This window comes from Nocardia sp. 852002-51101_SCH5132738 (genome assembly GCF_001665695.1).
Taxonomy (GTDB): Bacteria; Actinomycetota; Actinomycetes; order Mycobacteriales; family Mycobacteriaceae; genus Nocardia; species Nocardia nova.
This window is the reverse complement of the sequence record NZ_LZML01000102.1, coordinates 1-18,099: the sequence shown is the minus strand read 5'-3', so window position 1 is coordinate 18,099 and position 18,099 is coordinate 1. Positions and strand designations below refer to the sequence as shown.

The window sequence follows — 18,099 nt, the reverse complement described above, 5'->3', positions numbered from 1 at the left end:
GCGATCACTTCGGCACCGGCTCCGCGGCGACCGTCAGCGGCCCGACGAGGCGGTCGCCGCCGATGCTCTCCACGGTCGGCCACAGAAAGGCCGCGAGCTGGTCGACGAATTCCGCGCGCGAGCGCGTCGGCTGCTGCATCCAGGCCTCGGCCGACATCAGAATGGCGCCGACGGTGGCGGTCGCCCAGATCCGCGCCAGCGCCGGGTCGGCGTCGAGGCGGCGCAGGATGATGTCGAAAATCGATGTCGCCCAGTCGGATACGCGGGTGAAGAACGGCCGGTGCTCGGCGTCGCCGCGCTCCAGCCGCTGCATCATGACGTGGTGCAGATTGGGGTTGGCGTCGACGAAATCGCAGATCAGGGTCACCACCGCGCGGAGTAGTTGCCGGGCGGGCAGCGGCTGGGCCAGCAGATCGTCGGCGGCGGCGATGATGGCGTTCATATGCCGCTCGGCAAGGGCGTCGATCAGCGCCGACAGATCCGGGAACACCGCGTATACCGCGGTGCGCGCGTATCCGGCCTCGGCGGCGACCTGCGCGATCGTCATCCGAGCTCCGGAGCCGGCCACCACCCGCTCGGCCGCGTCGAGGATTTCCGCGCGCCGGCGGTCCGGATCCCGGGGCGGCCCGGGCGGCCGGCCCGGACGCCGAATTTCTGTGTCCCTTGTCACAGCGCGATCCTACCTCTAATGTACGAGGTGTACTTTTTTTGCGGCCGGGCGGCGTTGCGCGGCTGCTGTGTTCGGGAGGCATCAGTCATGGTCAGCGTCGACCCGCGTCCCTCCGAAGCCGAACGGGAGAACATCGGCTTCATCGAAATTCCGGACAGTCATCCGATCGACCGGCTGCTGCACCGATTACCGGCCCGGGAGCAGGTGCTGGCGACACCGCCGCGAGCCAGCGCGGCGGCGGCCGTGCGCGGTGACGCCGGACTGCCGGTACTGGGCCGCTCGCTGCAGTATCTGCGCTGGGGCCCCGCCGAGATGTACGACCGATACCGCCGCTACGGCCCGGTGAGCTACAACAAATCCTTCGGCGTCGACCGCGTCCTGATCGCCGGTCCGCAGGCCGTCGACGAGGTACTCGGCAAGCGCCGCAACGATTTCGGGCAGGGCTGGGACTTCCTGATCGGCTCGTTCTTCCGCCGCGGACTACTGCTGCTGGAATTCTCCGAGCACATGTTCCACCGGCGCATCATGCAGCAGGCGTTCACCCGCGAACGGCTGGAATCGCATCTGGCGCAATTGAGCCCGGTGGTCCAGGCCGCGGTCGAACGCTGGAACCCGGCCGGTGCGCGCACCCTGCGGCTGTATCCGACGGTGAAAGATCTCACCCTCGAGATCGCCACCGAAACCTTCATGGGGGTCGACGCCGGACCGCAACGCCACCGGCTCGGACAGGCCTTCCTCGATTGCACCCACGCGCCGCTGGCGCTGGTGCGCTATCCGGTGCCCGGCGGTGCGTGGCGCGCCGGCCTGCGCGGGCGCAAGACGCTCGAGGAGTACTTCACCGCGATGGTGCCGCAGAAGCGCAGCGAAGAGGGTGCGGACTTCTTCTCCGCGCTGTGTCACGCCCGCGCCGACGACGGGGCGACCTTCTCCGACGCCGACGTGGTCAACCACATGATCTTCCTGATCATGGCCGCCCACGACACGACCACCACCACCGCGACCTCGGTCGCCTACTACCTGGGCCGCCACCCGGACTGGCAGCAGCGAGTGCGCGCCGAGGCGCAGGCGTTGTTCGACGAGCTCGACGGTGCGCCGCCGACGATCGCCGATCTGGACCGCCTGCGCGATCTGGACCTGGTGATCAAGGAGAGCCTGCGGCTGGTGCCGCCCGTGCCGGGCCTGGTGCGCCGCGCCGTGCGCGACACCGAGGTGGCCGGTCACTACATTCCGGCCGGCACCCACGTCGACGTCGCCTACGGGGTCAATCATCTGCTGCCCGAATTGTGGTCGCAGCCGGCACGTTTCGATCCGGAACGGTTCGCCGAGGACCGGCGCGAGGACAAATCGCACCGGCTGGCGTGGATGCCGTTCGGCGCGGGGGCGCACAAATGCATCGGCATGCATTTCGGCACTCTGGAGGTGAAGGTCGTCATCGCGGCGATGGTGCGTGCCTACCGCTGGCACATCCCCGACGACTATCTGATGCCGTGGGGTTTCAACACCATCCCGTTCCCGCGCGACGGGGCGCCGATGCGGCTGTCGCGGCTGTAACCGATCGGCGCGCTGCCGCATCGGAACCGATCAGCGCGCTGTCGCGGTGGTGACCGCCCTGCTCACCGTCCGGCGAACAGCAGCTGCGCGACATGCGTGGTGGTCTCCTCGCCGTCGGTGTAGCCGCCTTGGTCGCCGAGGGAATTCATCACCGCGAGGGTGTAGCGCTCACCGGGCCCGGCGAAGCCGACCGAGTTGACCACCCAGCCGCCGTTCTCGTCGGACCAGCCGTTCTTCAGGCCGGGGTGCAGGGCATCGCCCGCGCCCCACACGCCCCAGTGCTGATTGGTGTCGACCTTGCGCATCCGGTCGAGCAGGTAGCCGCGGTCGTCCGGGTGCATGTGGTCGAGCACGTTGTTCATCAGCCGGTCCAGATCGGCCGGCGCGCACTGCTGAAAACCCCAGTCCGGGAACAGATGTCCGTTGCCGTTGGTCGGGCGCGGCACCAGGCCGGTCATCCCGTTGGCCCGGAAGGCGTTGTTGAACGCCTGCCGGTCCGGGCCCGCGTACTTGTTCCACAGGAAGTCCGCCGCGGCGTCGTTGGAGGTCGCCAGCATGGACTCCATCTGGGTGCGGTCCTCGGGCGTCAGCGTGATCGCGCCGACGCGTGCCCGGTTGAGCAGATCCTCGGCGATGGCCAGCTTGATCGTGGAGGCGGTCCAGAACAGCGTGTCGGCACTGCCGTTGGCATAGGTGCCGCCGGTGACCCGGTCGCGCACCACGTAGCCGGTGACACCGGGCCGGGAGGCCAGGTAGTTGTCGACCGCCGCGATCCGGCTGCTCATATCGCAGTCGAAGCCGTCGCGGCAGCCCTGCATACGCAGCGGGACGGCGGCGGCCGGAGCGGGATCCAGTACGGGGGTGCCCGCGATCAGCGCGGCGGCGACGACGCAGGCACCGGCGGCCAGGCGGGTGGTTCGAATGCCGCGGGACGCGGTCCGGGGATAACGCACGGTGAGCCACAATAGCCACAAATCCGCCGATCACGCACGTCTTGAGCTCGACCTGCGGATGTGGTAGCTCCACGGAGATCGTTGCAGGCCAGCGCATTTCGGCCATGTCGAGCGCAACGGCGCAGGTCAGCGGAATGCCGCGAGCAATTCCTCGACGCTGCGGCCGTTGAGCCGATAGCAGTGCTCGAAGGCCTCGGAATGCCGGTCGCGGGCCCAGCTGTGCAGCACCACGCCGCGGCCGTAGTGCCGGGAGTTGATCAGTTCCCACGTCTCGCCCGATCGCCGTACCGTGAACCCGGATCTGGGTACGAGAGGGACCACCGTCGCAGACATGAATCGAACCAGCCTTTCGATACCGCTTCTCCCGAAAACCTCCCCGCAGAGCACTGTGGCACACGACGGACCCGGTGTGCGGGTGACACGCGGTGGCGAATTGCGTTCGCAATAGCCGAATGGTCATGATGGCCGGATTCGATTGTGTTGCCGAATGTTTGGTGGGATGCTGCGAAGGGCGGCAAACCGGTGGTAACGGGCGTTGCCCGGTCGGTTGCGGAGGGCTCGTCCCACGGCGTTCGCCGGGCGCGGCGCACCGAGACGGGTCGGTGCCGCCGGGTGCGGTGGCCGGGTTTGTAGGATCGGGCGCGCCGCATCACCGCGACAACGGATCGCGCGCGAGGGACAGAGAGGCGGTGCGCAGGTGCTGCACATCCATCGGGCCGAGTCGGCGCGCACGCTGGCCGACGCGCTCGCCGCGATGCTGTCGCACCCGCTGCCGGACCCTTTCGCCGCCGAGGTCGTCGCGGTCGGCGCGCACGGCGTGCAACGCTGGCTCAACCAGCGGCTCGCGGTGACGCTGGGCGCGGGGGCGGGCGACGGCGTGGCCGCCAACATCGACTATCCGAGCCCGGCGGCGCTGGTCGCCGACATCTCGGCCGCGGCCTCCGATATCGCCGCCGACGCCGACCCGTGGGCACCCGACCGGCTGGTGTGGCCGGTGCTGGCGGCGATGGACGCCGCGATCGGCGAACCCTGGGCGGCGGTCCTGGCCCGGCATCTGGGGGTGGGCGCCGGCCCGGCCGAGGCGTACCGGGCGGGCCGGCGGCTGGGCACCGCGACCCATATCGCGACCCTGTTCGACACCTACGGCGCCACCCGCCCGACCCTGATCACCGACTGGGGCGACGGCGCCGATACCGACGGCCGCGGCGCCGACCTGCCGGAGGACCTACTGTGGCAGCCGCGCCTGTGGCGGCGGGTGCGCGAGGCGATCGGCGTCCCCGCACCGGCACAGCGGCTCGACACCGTCTGCCGCCGGTTGCGCACCGATCCCGCGAGTATCGATCTGCCGCAGCGGCTTTCGATCTTCGGGCTGCCCCGGATTCCGGCCGCGCAACTCGCGGTGCTGGAGGCGGTGGCAGAACACCGGGATGTGCACATCTGGCTCGTCCATCCCAGCCCGGCGCTGTGGGAGCGGCTGCGCGCGTCCGACCCCGAGGGTGCCGAACTCGCCCGTCCGGCCGGACCCGCCGCGATCGAGGAAGGTAGTGCGGGGCCCGCGGGTGCGGCGACGATCGTGCGAACCCGTCCCGCCGCTCCCCGGCGCGTGGTCGCCGAACCGATCGCCCGCCACCCGCTGCTGGGAGCGCTGGGCCGCGACGTCCGGGAAGTCCAGAACCGGCTGGCGACCGTCGACTTCGCCGATCGGCATCATGCGCCCGAACCCGATCGCATCGACGCCGGGAATCGTTCGGGCACAGTGCTTTCCGAGCTGCAGGACGCCCTCCGCGCGGACCGCTGGCCGCCGGTGCCGGTGACTCGCACAGGTGACGACAGCGTGCAGATCCACGCCTGCCACGGCCCGGCCCGGCAGGTGGAGGTGTTGCGTGACGTCCTGCTCGGGCTCTTCCAGCGCGATGCCACCCTGGAACCGCGCGACGTGATCGTGCTGTGCCCCGATCCCGACGGCTATGCGCCGCTGGTGCGGGCCGCCTTCGGCCAGGGGCCCGCCGCTCTCGACGATCCCGACGCGAATCCCGCGCACGGATTGCGGGTGCGGCCCGCCGAGCGCAGTGCGGGCGCGGCGAATTCGGTGCTCGCGGTGCTGGAGGATCTGCTCGCTCTGGCCGAGGGACGCGTCGGTGTCACCCAGGTGCTCGACCTCGCCGCGACCGAGCCCGTCCGATACCGCTGCGGATTCGACGACGACGATATCGAGCGGCTGCGCGAATGGGCCGCCGAAACCGGCGCCCGCTGGGGGATCGGGCAACGGCAGCGGCAGGCCTTCGGCCTCGCCGAATTCGGCCAGAACACCCTCAACGCGGCCGTCGACCGGATTCTGCTCGGCGTCGCGGCCGGGGAATCGGGCGAGGACTGGCTGGATCTGGCATTGCCGCTGGAGGACGTCGACTCCGGCGATGTGGACCTGGCGGGGCGGTTCGCCGAATTCGTCGACCGGCTCGCGGTCTGCGTGCGCGATCTGAGCGGACCCACCCCGGCCGAACCCGCCGGCACACCGCGACCCGCGCGGCAGTGGTTGCAGATCCTGCACCGCGCGCTCGATCTGCTCACCGATCTTCCGGTTGCCGCGGCCTGGCAGGGCGTGCAGGCGCGGCGCGAACTCGCCGCCGCCTTCGAACACGCGGACGCGGCCGAATTGCGGCTGCCCGATGTGATCGCGGCCCTGCGGGCGCGATCGCGGGCCCGGGCGCCGCGCTCGAACTACCGCACCGGCGAGCTCACCGTGTGCGGCCTGGCGCCGATGCGGTCGGTCCCGCACCGGGTGGTGGTGCTGCTCGGGCTCGACGACGAGGTGTTCCCGCGCACTGGCGGCATCGACGGCGACGACGTCACCGCGCGGGAACCGCTTGTCGGCGAACGCGATTCGCGCAGCGAGGACCGCGGACTGCTACTCGATGCCGTCCTCGCCGCCGAAGACCGTCTCGTCGTGCTCTACACCGGCGCCGATCCGGTGACCGGAACGCCCCGGCCGCCGGTCACGCCGCTCGCGGAACTGATCGATGTGGTGCGCGCCCACCGCGGCACCGGTGACGTGGTGCGCCGTCATCCGCTGCAGGCCTACGACGGCAGCAACTTCGACGCGCGCGACCCGTTCGGTTTCGACACTCTCGCGCTGGCCGCCGCCCGCGCCGCGGCGCGCCCCGCGCAACCGAGTCCGCCGTGGCTGCCCGGCCCGCTGCCCGCCGTGGCGCGCACGGATGTCGAACTGGCGGAACTGGTCTCGTTCGCCGAACATCCGATCCGGGCCTTCCTGTGGCAGCGCCTGGGCATCCGGGTGCCGGAGGAGGACGAGGACATCGACGAACGCCTGCCCATCGAACTGACCGGGCTGGCCACCTGGAATATCGGTGAACGCATGCTGGCGGCCCGGCTCACCGGCGCGGATCCGGCTGCCCTGCGCGCCGCGGAATGGCGGCGCGGAACCCTGCCGCCCTTCGGCCTCGGCGCGGCGGTGCTGGCCGAGGTGGAATCCACGGTCGACCGGCTGGTGCAGGTCGCAGCGCCACTGCAGCAGGCGCCGGCACGCACCATCGATATCGCGGTGGATCTGGGATCGGGGCGGCGGCTCACCGGGACGGTCGCCGATGTGCACGACGACGCGGTCGTGCGCGCCACCTATTCCCGCCTCGCGCCCAAACATCGGATGGCGGCGTGGGTGCGGCTGCTGGCGCTGGCCGCCACCGAACGCCATCAGAGCTGGCAGGCCGTGAGCATCGGGCGCGGTAAATTCGGCCGCCCGGCCTGGCGTTCGTCGCTGACCGCACCGGCCCCCGCGCTCGCGGCGGACCTGCTGCGCGAGCTGGCCGATCTGCGCGAGGAGGGCCTGGCCGAACCGCTGTCGTTCGCGCCGTCGGCATCGGCGGTCTATGCCGAACGCCGCTGCCGCGGAGCCGATCTCGACTCTGCCCGCGCCGCCGCGGAGGAGGAGTTCTACGGCGGACCGAAGGGGCCGCGCCCGTTCGGCGACCACACCGACCGCTACCTGACCTACATCCGGGGACCCGAACCGGCCTTCGAGCAACTGGAAACCCCGCTGCCCGAACCGGACCGGTACGGCGAAACCACCACATTCGGCTCGGTGGCCCGGCGACTGTGGAATCCGCTGCTGGCCAACGAATCCCAGGGGCAGCCATGACCGAGGAACTGTTCCCCGTCGCCGATCTGCGCACCCCGGAAGCGGCGGCGCACGCCACCACTCACCGCCGGCACACTCGTACCACGAACGAAACAGTCGACGCCGGAGAGCTTTTCGCCGTGGATGAGGTGCAGTCCGGCGACGGGGCGGAGAATCACAGTCCTGCGCCTCAGGCGGATGAGGCCCGACATGCGGACGGACGTGTGGCCGCGCGCTTCGCCGGCGTGGAATCCGAACCGGCGCCCGTCCACGCGTCGTTCAACCGCAGAGACGGTGCACCCTCCGATCCCGGGCGCATCGGCGACGCTCTGCGTTCGAGGGGCGTCCGTCCAGGTGGCTCCGCACCGTTCGGCCAATTCGACCTGTGCGGTGACCTGCCCACGGGGACAACCGTTCTCGAGGCGAGCGCGGGGACCGGGAAGACCTACGCCATCGTCGGGCTGGCGGTGCGGTTCGTCGCCGAGGGGCTGGTCGACATCTCGCAGTTGCTGCTGGTGACCTTCAGCCGGGCGGCGACCCAGGAGTTGCGGGAACGCACGCGGGAGCGGTTCGTCACGGTCGCGGCGGCCCTCGACGATCCGGCGGCCGCGCGCGCCGGAGCCGACGAGCTGATCGCGCATCTGGCCGATGCCGACCCGGCCGAGGTGGCGCGGCGGCGCCGGCGGCTGGTCGCCGCGCTGTCGGATTTCGATGCCGGCACCATCTCCACCACCCACGGGTTCTGTCAGCGCATGCTCGACGAACTCGGCATCGCAGGCGAACACGATCCGCGGGTGCGGCTGGTCGAGGGCATCGAGGAACTGGTGAGCACGGTCGCCGAGGATCTGTATCTGGCCCGCTACGCCCGTGGCGGTGCCCCGATGCCGGTGCGGCAGGCGCTGTCGCTGGCGGCGGCCGCGGTGGCGGACCGGCGCGCGCGGCTGGTTCCAGGAGAGGAGCTCGGCGATCACCCCGCGGCCGAGGCGGCGGCGTTCGCGGCCGCGGTGCGCGCGGAAGTCGATCGGCGCAAACGGCTTTCGGGCATCCGCGACTTCGACGATCAGCTGGTGTTGCTGCACGACGTGCTCGCCGACCCGGTCCACGGCGAGCGTGCCTGCCGCCGCATCCGCGACCGCTTCCGGGTGACGCTGGTCGACGAATTCCAGGACACCGACCCACTGCAGTGGGACATTCTGCGGCGCGTCTTCCACGACCACACCACCCTGGTGCTGGTCGGCGATCCGAAACAGGCGATCTACGCCTTCCGCGGCGCCGAGGTCCTCAGTTATCTGGACGCGGTCGCCCACGCCGAGACCCGTCGCGAACTGGACACCAACCGCCGCAGCGATGCCGGCCTGCTGGCGGCGCTGCATCACCTGCTGGGCGGCGCGGCCCTGGGACATGCGCAGATCACGGTGCCGCCGGTCACGGCGGTCCGGCCGCAGAGCCGGCTCACCGGGCCCGAGGGGGCGGCGGTTCCGTTGCGGCTCAGGTGTTTTCCCCGCCAGGGCGCCGGAGCGTTGAACGGCAGCGGATTCCCGGTGGTGGGCCGCCAGCGCGATCGCGTGGCCACCGACCTCGCCGCCGATATCGTCCGCACCCTCGAATCCGGGGCGCGGATCGGCGACCGCGCACTCGGCCCTGGTGATATCGCCGTGCTGGTCCGCACCCGCGCGCAAATCGACCTGGTGCGCGCGGAACTGGACCGCGCCGGTGTCGCCTCCGTCCTCGCCGGCGGCGCCAGCGTTTTCGCCACCCGCAGCGCCACCGACTGGCTGTGGGTGCTGCGGGCGCTGGAACAACCGCATCGCGGCGACCGGGTGCGGCTGGCGGCCACCACCCCGCTGCTCGGCATGTCCGCGGCCGATATCGACGCCGGCGGCGCGGATCTGGTGGGCCGGCTCAGCACCCAGCTGCGCGACGCGGCCCGGCTGTTCGCACGCTCCGGTTTCGCGGCCGTGTTCGACCGGCTGTCCGCCCAGGCCCAGCCCGCGCCGCGACTGCTGGCCCAGAGCGGCGGCGAACGGCGCCTGACCGATCTGCGGCATATCGCGCAACTGCTCGACGAGGTCGCCGCGCGGGAATCGCTCGGGCTCACCGCGCTCACCCGCTGGCTGGCCGACCGGGTGCGCGATCCGGCCTCGGGCGCGGTCGCGGGACGCAGCCGCCGCCTCGACCGCGACGCGGCCGCGGTGCAGATCGCCACGGTGCACGCCAGCAAGGGCCTGGAATTCCCTGTCGTCTACTTGCCTTTCGCGTGGGACGGCGCGAAGAACCCCAATCCGTCGACGCTGTTGTTCCACGACGGCGACGAACGGGTCCTGGACGTCGGCGGCCCCGAAGCGCCGGGCTACGCCGAGCACCGCCGCCGCTGCGAGGCCGAGGAGGCGGGGGAGGAGTTGCGGCTGCTGTATGTCGCGGTGACTCGGGCGCAGTGCCAGGTGGTGGCCTGGTGGGCGCCGGCCTACGGTACGGCCGCCGCACCGCTGCATCGGATGATCCTGGGCCGCGCCCCCGGCAGCGCCGACGTGCCGGCGCGCAGTGAGGTGCCCGCGGATCCGATCGTGCTGCAGCAGTTGCGCGAATGGGCCGCGGCCGCCGGTCCGGGCCTGATCGAGATCGAACCCGTCCGCGCGGCGGTCGAGGCGCAGCTGCGCACCGAACGTGATCACACCGGTGACAAGACACTCGAGGCCGCGCGATTCACCCGCTCCGTGGACCACGAATGGCGCCGTACCTCGTACTCGGCGCTCACCGCGTCGGCGCATGAAACAGCGCATGGCACAACGGATTTCGCAGCTACGGAGGCAGTTGAGGGCGGCGCCGACGAGCCGCTGACGCCCACGCCGGAACTCGGTCCCGGCCTCGGGTCCGACGACGAGTTCGCCGGCGCGGCACCGTCGTTGATGAACGATCTGCCCTACGGCGCCGAATTCGGCACCCTCGTGCACGGTGTGCTCGAGTTGGTCGATACCGACGCGCCGGATCTGGCCGCCGAGGTCCGGATGCGCTGCGAACAGGCCGTCGAGCAACTCATGGCCGACATCGATCCCGGCGCACTCGCCCACGCGCTTGTCGCGGTGCTGCGCACCCCGTGCGATCCGGTCGCGCTGGCCGATATCCGCTCCCGGGATCGGTTGAACGAACTGGAATTCGAACTGCCGCTCGCGGGTGGTGACGACCCGGTGGCGCAGCGGGTGACCGTCCGGCGCATCGGAGCTCTCCTGCGGGAACATCTGCGGTCCGACGATCCGTTCGCCACCTACGCCGATGCCCTCGACCTGCTCGACGACGTTCCGCTGCGCGGGTATCTGACCGGAAGTATCGACGCCGTGTTGCGGACCGACGGCCCCCGCTTCCTCGTCGTCGACTACAAGACCAACCGGCTCGGCACCGGTGAACTGACCGTCGCGCACTATCGGCGCGACCGGATGGCCGAAGAGATGATGCGCTCGCACTATCCGCTGCAGGCCCTGCTGTATTCGGCGGCGCTGCACCGCTATCTGCGCTGGCGGTTGCCCGGTTACGATCCGGCTCGCCACCTCGGAGGAGTGCGCTATCTGTTCGTGCGCGCCATGATCGGCCCGGCGACCCCGCCCGGCCATGGCGTCTTCGACTGGGACCCACCGGCGGAGCTGATCGTGGCGCTGTCGGATCTGCTGGCCGGAAAGGACAGCAGGTGACGGCGATCGCTGTGGCGCAGCGCGCCACCGGACTGCTGCGGACCTTCAACACCGCCGGGGTGTTGTCGGCGGCCGACGTGCACGTGGCACTGCGGCTGGGCCGGCTCGGCGGTGAATCCGGGGAGCAGGTCCTGCTGGCCGCCGCGCTCGCGGTGCGTGCGGTGCGGTCGGGATCGGTGTGCCTGGAATTGCGGCGCATGCACGAAATCGGTGTCGACGGCGAGGGTTTCGATCTCGGCGAGGCGGAACCGGTCGATCCCGCTCTGCTGCCCTGGCCGGACGTCGACAGCCTGTGCGGTCAGTTGCGCGCGAGCCCGCTGGTGTGCGGGAGTCCCGCCGGCCCGTTGTGCCCCCTGCGGCTGGTCGAATCCGAGGGCGGGCCGCTGCTGTATCTGGACCGCTACTACCGGCAGGAGCAGACGATCCGCGAGGTACTGGCGGACCGTGCGCACGGGCATCCGCTCGTCGACCCGGACACCGTGCGCCGCGAACTGGACCGGCTGTTCCCGGGGACGGGCGGACCCGGCGCCGCCCCGGACCGCCAGCGCATCGCCGCCGCCGTCGCCGCCACCAGCTGGACCACGGTCGTCGCCGGTGGTCCCGGCACCGGTAAGACCCACACCATCGCCCGAATCCTGGCCCTGCTGGTCGCGCACCAGCGCGCGGTCGCCGACACCGCGCCCCTGCGCATCGCGCTGGCCGCCCCGACCGGCAAAGCCGCTGCGCGCCTGCAGGAATCGGTGCGCGAACAGGCCGGCGACCTCGACCTCCCGGAACTGACCGCGGCGACCGTGCACCGGCTGCTGGGCTGGCAGCGCGGCGGCACCACCCGCTTCCGTCACCACGCCCACAACCGGCTGCCCTACGACGTCATCGTCGTCGACGAAACCTCCATGGTGTCGCTGACCATGATGAGCAGGCTGCTGCCCGCCGTGCGCCCGGACGCGCGGCTGGTGCTCGTCGGCGACCCGGACCAGCTGGCCTCGGTCGACGCCGGTGCCGTCCTCGCCGATCTGGTCGCCGGACCGGTGGCCGGCCCGCCGAATCCGATCCTCGAGCAGATCCTGGACACCGGTTCCGGTCCGGTGACCGGCGCCGAAGATCTCAGTGAACGGGAACGAAGCCGCTTGCGCGGCGGCATGATCCGTCTCACCCGTGGCCGCCGGTTCGGTGGCCGGATCGCCGATCTGGCGGTGGCGGTGCGCGCCGGGGACGCAGAGACGGCGCTGGCGCTGCTGCACGACGGCGGTACCGAACTGTCCCTGCACGAACCCGACGACATCGCCGAGGTGCGTGCCGACGTGGTGCGCGCCGCCCGCGAATCCACCACCGCCGCCGAGGCGGGCGACGCCGCGGCCGCGCTGCAAGCGATGGAATCGCATCGCCTGCTGTGCGCGCACCGGCAGGGGCCGTTCGGTGTCGAACGGTGGGACCGGATGGCCGGCGGCTGGGTCGCCGCGGCCGGAATCGGGACGGAATCCGCTGCCGGACAATGGTTTCCCGGCCAGCCTTTGCTGGTGACCGCCAACGACCACGAGGCCCGCATCTACAACGGCGACACCGGTGTCATCGTGCGGTCCGCCGACGGTGGCCTGCGCGCCGCGCTGCAGCGCGGCAGCGAACCGTATCTGGTGCATCCCACCCAATTCCCGGGTGTGACCACGGTGTACGCGATGACCATCCACCGCAGCCAGGGCAGCCAGTACGGTGCGGTGACGATCGTGCTGCCGGGCCCGGAGTCGACGCTGCTGACCCGTGAACTGCTCTATACCGCGATCACTCGCGCCCGGCAGCGGGTGCGCATCATCGGCACGGCGGAGGCACTGGAGGCCGGGATCTCGCGGCGGGTGCTGCGGGCGAGCGGGTTGCGCGGCTGATCTGTCCTGCCGGTGTCAGCCCTGCACGGGGAGGAAGATTCCCGGAATCGTCAGGGCGAGTTCGACATCCTCGCGCCGCCCCAGGGTGACCAGAACGGTGCGAATCATCGTCAGCCGGGCCTCGGCGACCGCATCGGGATCCGGGTCCGCGCCCGGCGCGGTGGCCAGCGACACCTGGTAGACCACGAATGCGCAGACCTGCAGCGCGGTGTCGAGGTCCAGCGGCGCCGGCAGTTGCCGGTCCAGCACGGCGAACTTCTCTCGCACCAGCGCGCGGATGTCGTCGAAGGCCTGCTCCCGGTATGTCGAGACCGGTGAGGCCGGATCGTGCAGTTCCGCGAACACCGGCCGCAGCATCGGCCCGTGCCCGCGGGCCCAGTCCAGGTACGCGTCGATGATGCCGATGCCGAGCGCCACCGGCTCGTCGGACTCTTCCAACGCCTTACGGATGCCACCCACGAGGCCCTCGTTGGACTGCGTGAGTACCACATCGAGCGGCGCGGTGGCGTTGGCGAAATAGCGGTAGAAGGTGGGCCGCGAGATTCCGGCCTGGTCGATGATCCGCGCGACACTCAGTCCGCGCGAACCGAATTCGGTGAACACCGCTGCGGTGGCGGTGACGATGCGGGAGCGGACCTCGTCGGCCTGCGCGCGCGTCTGTGGCGGCCGGCCCCGGCGAGCGGCGCCGTTGTGAGTGGTGACCACCCCGTCCTGCGACATCCCGTGGTACCTCCCTGATCGGTCGTGCGGACTTGACATGGCCCGGCATCGCCCCATTAATCTAACATCGGTGTTAATCTAACACTGGTGTTCAACAAATTGTTGAGCGCCTGCCGACCGAGAGGGCCGACAATGACGACCGCCCCAGACCTCGCCGCCGCCCCGGCCCTGCCGCAGGAGCTGGTGGACCGCCTGCTCGCGCACGCCACCGCGGGTGGCGCCCCCTCGGTGGCGGTCTTCGCCCCGGCCACCGGCGCGAAGATCGCCGATCTGCCGCAGTCGTCGAGCGCCGATATCGACGCCGCCTTCGCGACCGCCCGCAGCGCCCAGCAGCAGTGGGCGCGGGTTCCGGTGCGCGAACGCGCCGCGGTGCTGCGCCGGTTCCACGACCTGGTCCTGGCCGAACAGGACACCATCCTCGACATCGTCCAGACCGAGGCCGGCAAGTCCCGCGTGCACGCCTTCGACGAGGTGGGTGACGTGGCGGTCAACGCCCGCTACTACGCCGCCGCGGCCGAACGGCTGCTGGCCTCGCGCACCCCGCGCGGTGTGCTGCCGGTGCTGACCAAGGTCGAGGTCCGCAACCGGCCCAAGGGTGTGGTCGCGGTGATCTCGCCGTGGAACTACCCGCTGGCTCTCGCAGCCTCCGACGCACTGCCCGCGCTGATGGCCGGTAACGCGGTCGTCGCGCGCCCGGACAACCAGACCGCGCTCACCGCCCTGTGGGCGATCGACGCCGCCGAACGCGCCGGACTGCCCGCGGGCCTGTGGCAGGCGGTGCTCGGCCGCGGTTCGGTGATCGGCGGCGAGGTGATCGCGCGCGCCGACTACGTCGACTACACCGGTTCCAGCGCCACCGGCCGCACCATCGCCCGGCAGGCGGGGGAGCGGCTGATCGGCTACTCGCTCGAACTGGGCGGTAAGAATCCGCTGCTGGTGCTCGCCGACGCCGACGTGAGCGCGGCCGCCAAGATCGCGGTGCGCGCCTGTTTCGCCTCGGCCGGGCAGCTGTGCGAATCCATCGAGCGCATCTATGTGCACGACCGTGTCTACGACCGGTTCGTCAGCGAATTCACCTCCGCCACGCAGTCTTTGCGGCTGGGTTCGGCGCTGGACTACTCCTACGAGATGGGGTCGCTGACCTTCGCGCGCCAGCTCGACACGGTCACCGAACACGTGCAGGACGGCGTCGCCAAGGGGGCGACCGTGCTGGCCGGCGGCCGCGCGCGCCCGGACCTCGGCCCGTACTTCTACGAGCCGACGGTGCTGGCCGGGGTGCGCCCGGGTATGACGGTCTACCGCGAGGAGACCTTCGGCCCGGTCGTCTCGATCTACCGCGTGCACAGCGACGACGAGGCCGTCGACCAGGCCAACGACACCGCCTACGGCCTCAATGCCAGTGTGTGGAGCCGCGATACCGGACGCGCCCGCGAGATCGCCGCCCGCATCCACGCCGGGTCGGTCAACGTGAACGAAGGCTTCATCGCGGCGTGGGGCAGTGTCGCGGCCCCCTCCGGCGGGCTCGGCATCTCCGGCAGCGGCCGCCGCCACGGTCCCGAAGGGCTGCTCAAATACGTCGACACCCAAACCATCGCGGTCCAGCGCGCGCTGCCGCTCGCGCCGCTGCCGGGCATGTCGGAAGCGCTGTGGGCGAAGACCATGACGCTCTACTTCGGCGTGATGAAGGCGTTGCGGCAGAAATGATCTCGCCCGCTCGGGCACAGGGGACTTCGGGCACGAGGGACTCGGGTACGCAGGAAGAGGAACGGATATGGATACGGTCGCGGGCAAGCGGGTACTGATCACCGGCGCGGCGATGGGCCTGGGCAAATCCTTCGCCCAGCGCGCGGTGCGCGAACAGGCCGCCGACGTGGTGCTGTGGGATGTCAACGAGACCGCGCTGAAGCAGACCGCGGCCGAACTGTCCTCCGGATCGGTGAGCCGGGTGCACCACTACGTGGTCGACGTCTCCGACCAGCAGTCGATCATCGACGCCGCGGCCGCGGTGCGCTCGGAGGTCGGCGATATCGACGTGCTGGTCAACAACGCCGGCATCGTGCGCGGCAACGGCTACTTCTGGGAAACCGAGAACCGCGCCGACATCGACAAGACGATGGCGATCAATTCGCTGGCGCCGATGTACATCGCGCTGGAATTCCTGCCCGCGATGGTGCAGCGTAAAACCCCGGCGCGGGTGTTGAACATCGCCTCCTCGGCGGCGCTGGTGTCCAATCCGCGCATGAGCGTCTACGCCGCGTCCAAGTGGGCGGCGCTGGGCTGGTCGGATTCGGTGCGCCTGGAACTCGAGCAGTCCGGCAACGAGCACGTGAAGGTCACCACGGTGTGCCCGACCTACATCAACACCGGAATGTTCAACGGCGCCAAGGGTTTCTGGTTCACGCCGATCCTGGAGCAGGAAGAGGTCGTCGACACCGCGTGGCGTGAGATGAAGAACGGTGCGGCGCTGGTCGTGCTGCCGTGGACCTCGCGGCTCAACCGCGCCATCTCCGGTCTGCTGCCGCTGAAGGTGCGCGACTTCTACCTGAACAAGGTGGGCGTCTACCACTCGATGGACGAATTCACCGGTCGCAAGTCCTGAGACGCGGCCGATTCACGAGGCTTCGTCGCGCCGGTCACGCCACGGCAGCGTGACCGGCTCGGGCGGAACCCGCCCCGCCAGCAGCTCGCCGAGGAGCCCGGCGAGACCCAGCGGATACACCTGCTGGTCGGTGCTCGCGAGCTCGCCGACACTCCACCAGCGGAATTCGTCGATGGCGGTGCTTTCGTAGCTCAGCAGCCCGCTCGTGTCCGGATCGGTGCCGCTGGTGGGCAGCCGGTAGAAGAAATAGTCCTCACGGAACAAACCCGACAGCCATCCCGGGATGTCCAGATGCCCGGTGGCCACCGCCACCTGCGGCCCGAGATCGGCTGCGCTGATTCGCAATCCGGTCTCCTCACCCAGTTCCCGGGCCGCCGCCTCGGCCGGCGATTCCGCCGCGTCGATGCCGCCGCCGGGCGTGATCCAGTACAGCGGATCCAGCGTGCCGCGATAGGCGATGAGCAGGATCCGGTCGTCGGCGTCCGCGAGGATCACCCGTCCCGACCTGCGCACGTATCGCTGCTCCACAACGCCCATGCTAGCGGCCGAAGCGAATCCGTTTGTGCCATACTCTGCGCGGCGGAATGCGCCGAGGGAGGACGGAAGTACGCATGGGCCTGATGGACAAGATCCGTGGCGAATTCGTCGACATCATCGAATGGCTCGACGATACGAATTCCACGCTGGCGTGGCGGTTCCCGCGCTACGACAACGAGATCAAGAACGGCGCCGAACTGATCGTGCGCGAGGGCCAGCAGGCCGTCTTCGTCTACCGGGGGCAGCTCGCCGACCGCTACGAGCCCGGCCATTACGCGCTGACCACGGAGAACATGCCGATCATGTCCACCCTGCAGGGGTGGAAACACGGCTTCAACAGCCCGTTCCGGTCGGAGGTGTACTTCGTCAACACCCGGCCGGTCACCGATTTCCGCTGGGGCACACCGCAACCGGTGACCGTCCGTGATCCCGACTTCCGCATGGTGCAGGTCCGCGCCAACGGCACCACCATCGTGAAGGTGGTCGACCCGGCCGTCTTCCTGCGCCAGGTGATCGGCACCGAGAGCGTGGTCGACATGGAGCAGATCACCGATCTGCTGCGGCGCACCGTCGCGCTGGCCTTCTCCGACATGGTGCTCGCCACCGGGCTCGGCGCGATCGATCTGCAGGGGCGTCAGGTCGAATTGTCCGACAAGCTGCGCGAATTCGTGGCGCAGCGGGTGGCGTCGTTCGGACTGGGGGTCGACGCGGTCACCATGACGATCTCGCTGCCGGAGGAGATCCAGCAGGCGATGACCCGCGGCGTGGCCCGCGGTGTCGAGGCCGGCGGTTTCGCCGACAACGTGCGCGATCCGAACCGGTATCAGCAGGTCCAGGCGGCCGACGCCATGCTCGCCGCCGCGCAGAATCCCGGCGGCGGGGCGATGGGCGCGGCGATGCAGGCCGGGATGGGCGTGGCCCTCGGCGGGCAGATGGCAGGGGCGATGCAGGGCGCCTTCGCCCAGCCCGCCGCCGGTTATGCCCAGCAGGGTTACGGGCAGCAGCCGCCGCCGCTTCCGGTGCAGCAGCAGTTCCACATCGATCTGGACGGGCAGGCGGCGGGTCCGTTCCCGGTGGATCAGCTGCGTCAGTTCGTCGCCGCCGGGCGCCTCACACCGCAGACGAACGTCTGGACCACCGGCATGTCCGCGTGGGCCGCGGCCTCGACCGTCCCCGCGCTGCAGTCGTTGTTCGGTGGTCCGCCGCCGCTGCCCGGCACCGGCGGCACCGGATACGAGTTCGGTTGTGGGCGTGGGTCGTTCATCGGTCCCCCGGTTCGGCTGAGGTGGGGCTAGCCGGCGGCAGGCGGCGGGTCCGTTCCCGGTGGATCAGCTGCGTCAGTTCGTCGCCGCCGGGCGCCTCACACCGCAGACGAAC

12 protein-coding genes and 1 pseudogene are annotated in these 18,099 nt (G+C 70.6%); 8 read left to right on the top strand and 5 right to left on the bottom strand.

All coding sequences use genetic code 11. The features are described 5' to 3' along the window. Positions 1-4 precede the first annotated feature (4 nt). Positions 5-670: a TetR/AcrR family transcriptional regulator gene (locus A5789_RS13790; RefSeq protein ID WP_146098586.1), complete on the bottom strand. Its 666-nt coding sequence runs from the start codon at positions 668-670 to the stop codon at positions 5-7. Between the two features lie 87 nt (positions 671-757). Here A5789_RS13790 and A5789_RS13785 point away from each other — a divergent pair, with 87 nt between their 5' ends. Beyond that, on the top strand, positions 758-2,221 hold the full coding sequence (locus A5789_RS13785) for a cytochrome P450 (RefSeq protein ID WP_064906813.1): 1,464 nt from the start codon (positions 758-760) through the stop codon (positions 2,219-2,221). 62 nt (positions 2,222-2,283) lie between these two features. Here the strand turns inward: A5789_RS13785 and A5789_RS13780 are convergent, their stop codons facing one another. Further along, a complete protein-coding gene (locus A5789_RS13780) occupies positions 2,284-3,174 on the bottom strand; it encodes a tat pathway signal sequence (RefSeq protein ID WP_082857486.1) in 891 nt (296 codons plus the stop codon). 126 nt (positions 3,175-3,300) lie between these two features. Then, positions 3,301-3,507 (bottom strand): hypothetical protein, encoded by a 207-nt coding sequence (locus tag A5789_RS13775; protein WP_062965071.1) that lies wholly within the window; start codon positions 3,505-3,507, stop codon positions 3,301-3,303. A gap of 364 nt (positions 3,508-3,871) precedes the next feature. On the opposite strand from A5789_RS13775, the gene recC reads away from it, so the two are divergent. The 3 genes from recC (at position 3,872) to recD (ending at position 12,866) form a co-directional block, all read left to right on the top strand. Continuing rightward, positions 3,872-7,327 carry an exodeoxyribonuclease V subunit gamma gene (gene recC / locus A5789_RS13770; protein WP_064906814.1) on the top strand — a complete coding sequence of 1,152 codons (3,456 nt, stop codon included), beginning with the start codon at positions 3,872-3,874 and terminating at the stop codon, positions 7,325-7,327. A gap of 296 nt (positions 7,328-7,623) precedes the next feature. Then, a complete protein-coding gene (locus tag A5789_RS13765) occupies positions 7,624-10,989 on the top strand; it encodes a UvrD-helicase domain-containing protein (protein ID WP_064906829.1) in 3,366 nt (1,121 codons plus the stop codon). Further along, entirely contained in the window at positions 10,986-12,866 is a 1,881-nt protein-coding gene (gene recD, locus A5789_RS13760) for an exodeoxyribonuclease V subunit alpha (protein WP_064906815.1), read from the top strand. The genes A5789_RS13765 and recD overlap by 4 nt, the downstream gene beginning before the upstream one ends. 15 nt (positions 12,867-12,881) lie before the next feature. On the opposite strand, the gene A5789_RS13755 is transcribed toward recD, so the two are convergent. Further along, a complete protein-coding gene (locus A5789_RS13755; protein ID WP_064906816.1) occupies positions 12,882-13,586 on the bottom strand; it encodes a TetR/AcrR family transcriptional regulator in 705 nt (234 codons plus the stop codon). 132 nt (positions 13,587-13,718) lie between these two features. Between A5789_RS13755 and A5789_RS13750 the strand changes: the two genes are divergently transcribed. Next, positions 13,719-15,290 (top strand): succinic semialdehyde dehydrogenase, encoded by a 1,572-nt coding sequence (locus A5789_RS13750; RefSeq protein WP_064906817.1) that lies wholly within the window; start codon positions 13,719-13,721, stop codon positions 15,288-15,290. 67 nt (positions 15,291-15,357) lie between these two features. After that, the gene (locus A5789_RS13745) at positions 15,358-16,185 is read left to right on the top strand and encodes an SDR family NAD(P)-dependent oxidoreductase (protein WP_064906818.1); all 828 of its coding nucleotides are present in this window, start codon (positions 15,358-15,360) and stop codon (positions 16,183-16,185) included. Between the two features lie 12 nt (positions 16,186-16,197). Here A5789_RS13745 and A5789_RS13740 read toward each other — a convergent pair whose 3' ends face one another. Next, positions 16,198-16,713, bottom strand: a complete 516-nt coding sequence (locus tag A5789_RS13740; protein WP_197516607.1) for an NUDIX domain-containing protein — start codon at positions 16,711-16,713, stop codon at positions 16,198-16,200. Positions 16,714-16,796: 83 nt separating this feature from the next. Between A5789_RS13740 and A5789_RS13735 the strand changes: the two genes are divergently transcribed. Next, positions 16,797-18,017 (top strand): SPFH domain-containing protein, encoded by a 1,221-nt coding sequence (locus A5789_RS13735; protein ID WP_082940698.1) that lies wholly within the window; start codon positions 16,797-16,799, stop codon positions 18,015-18,017. A gap of 13 nt (positions 18,018-18,030) precedes the next feature. Beyond that, positions 18,031-18,099: pseudogene (locus A5789_RS38555) on the top strand (hypothetical protein); the annotation flags it as partial.

What these genes read in the sequence shown, in the direction of transcription:
- A5789_RS13745 (WP_064906818.1), top strand. Translation starts at nt 15,358, where the DNA reads ATGGATACGGTCGCGGGCAAGCGGGTACTGATCACCGGCGCGGCGATG.
- A5789_RS13735 (WP_082940698.1), top strand. Translation starts at nt 16,797, where the DNA reads ATGGGCCTGATGGACAAGATCCGTGGCGAATTCGTCGACATCATCGAA.
- A5789_RS13775 (WP_062965071.1), bottom strand. Translation starts at nt 3,507, where the DNA reads ATGTCTGCGACGGTGGTCCCTCTCGTACCCAGATCCGGGTTCACGGTA.
- A5789_RS13755 (WP_064906816.1), bottom strand. Translation starts at nt 13,586, where the DNA reads ATGTCGCAGGACGGGGTGGTCACCACTCACAACGGCGCCGCTCGCCGG.
- A5789_RS13785 (WP_064906813.1), top strand. Translation starts at nt 758, where the DNA reads ATGGTCAGCGTCGACCCGCGTCCCTCCGAAGCCGAACGGGAGAACATC.
- A5789_RS13750 (WP_064906817.1), top strand. Translation starts at nt 13,719, where the DNA reads ATGACGACCGCCCCAGACCTCGCCGCCGCCCCGGCCCTGCCGCAGGAG.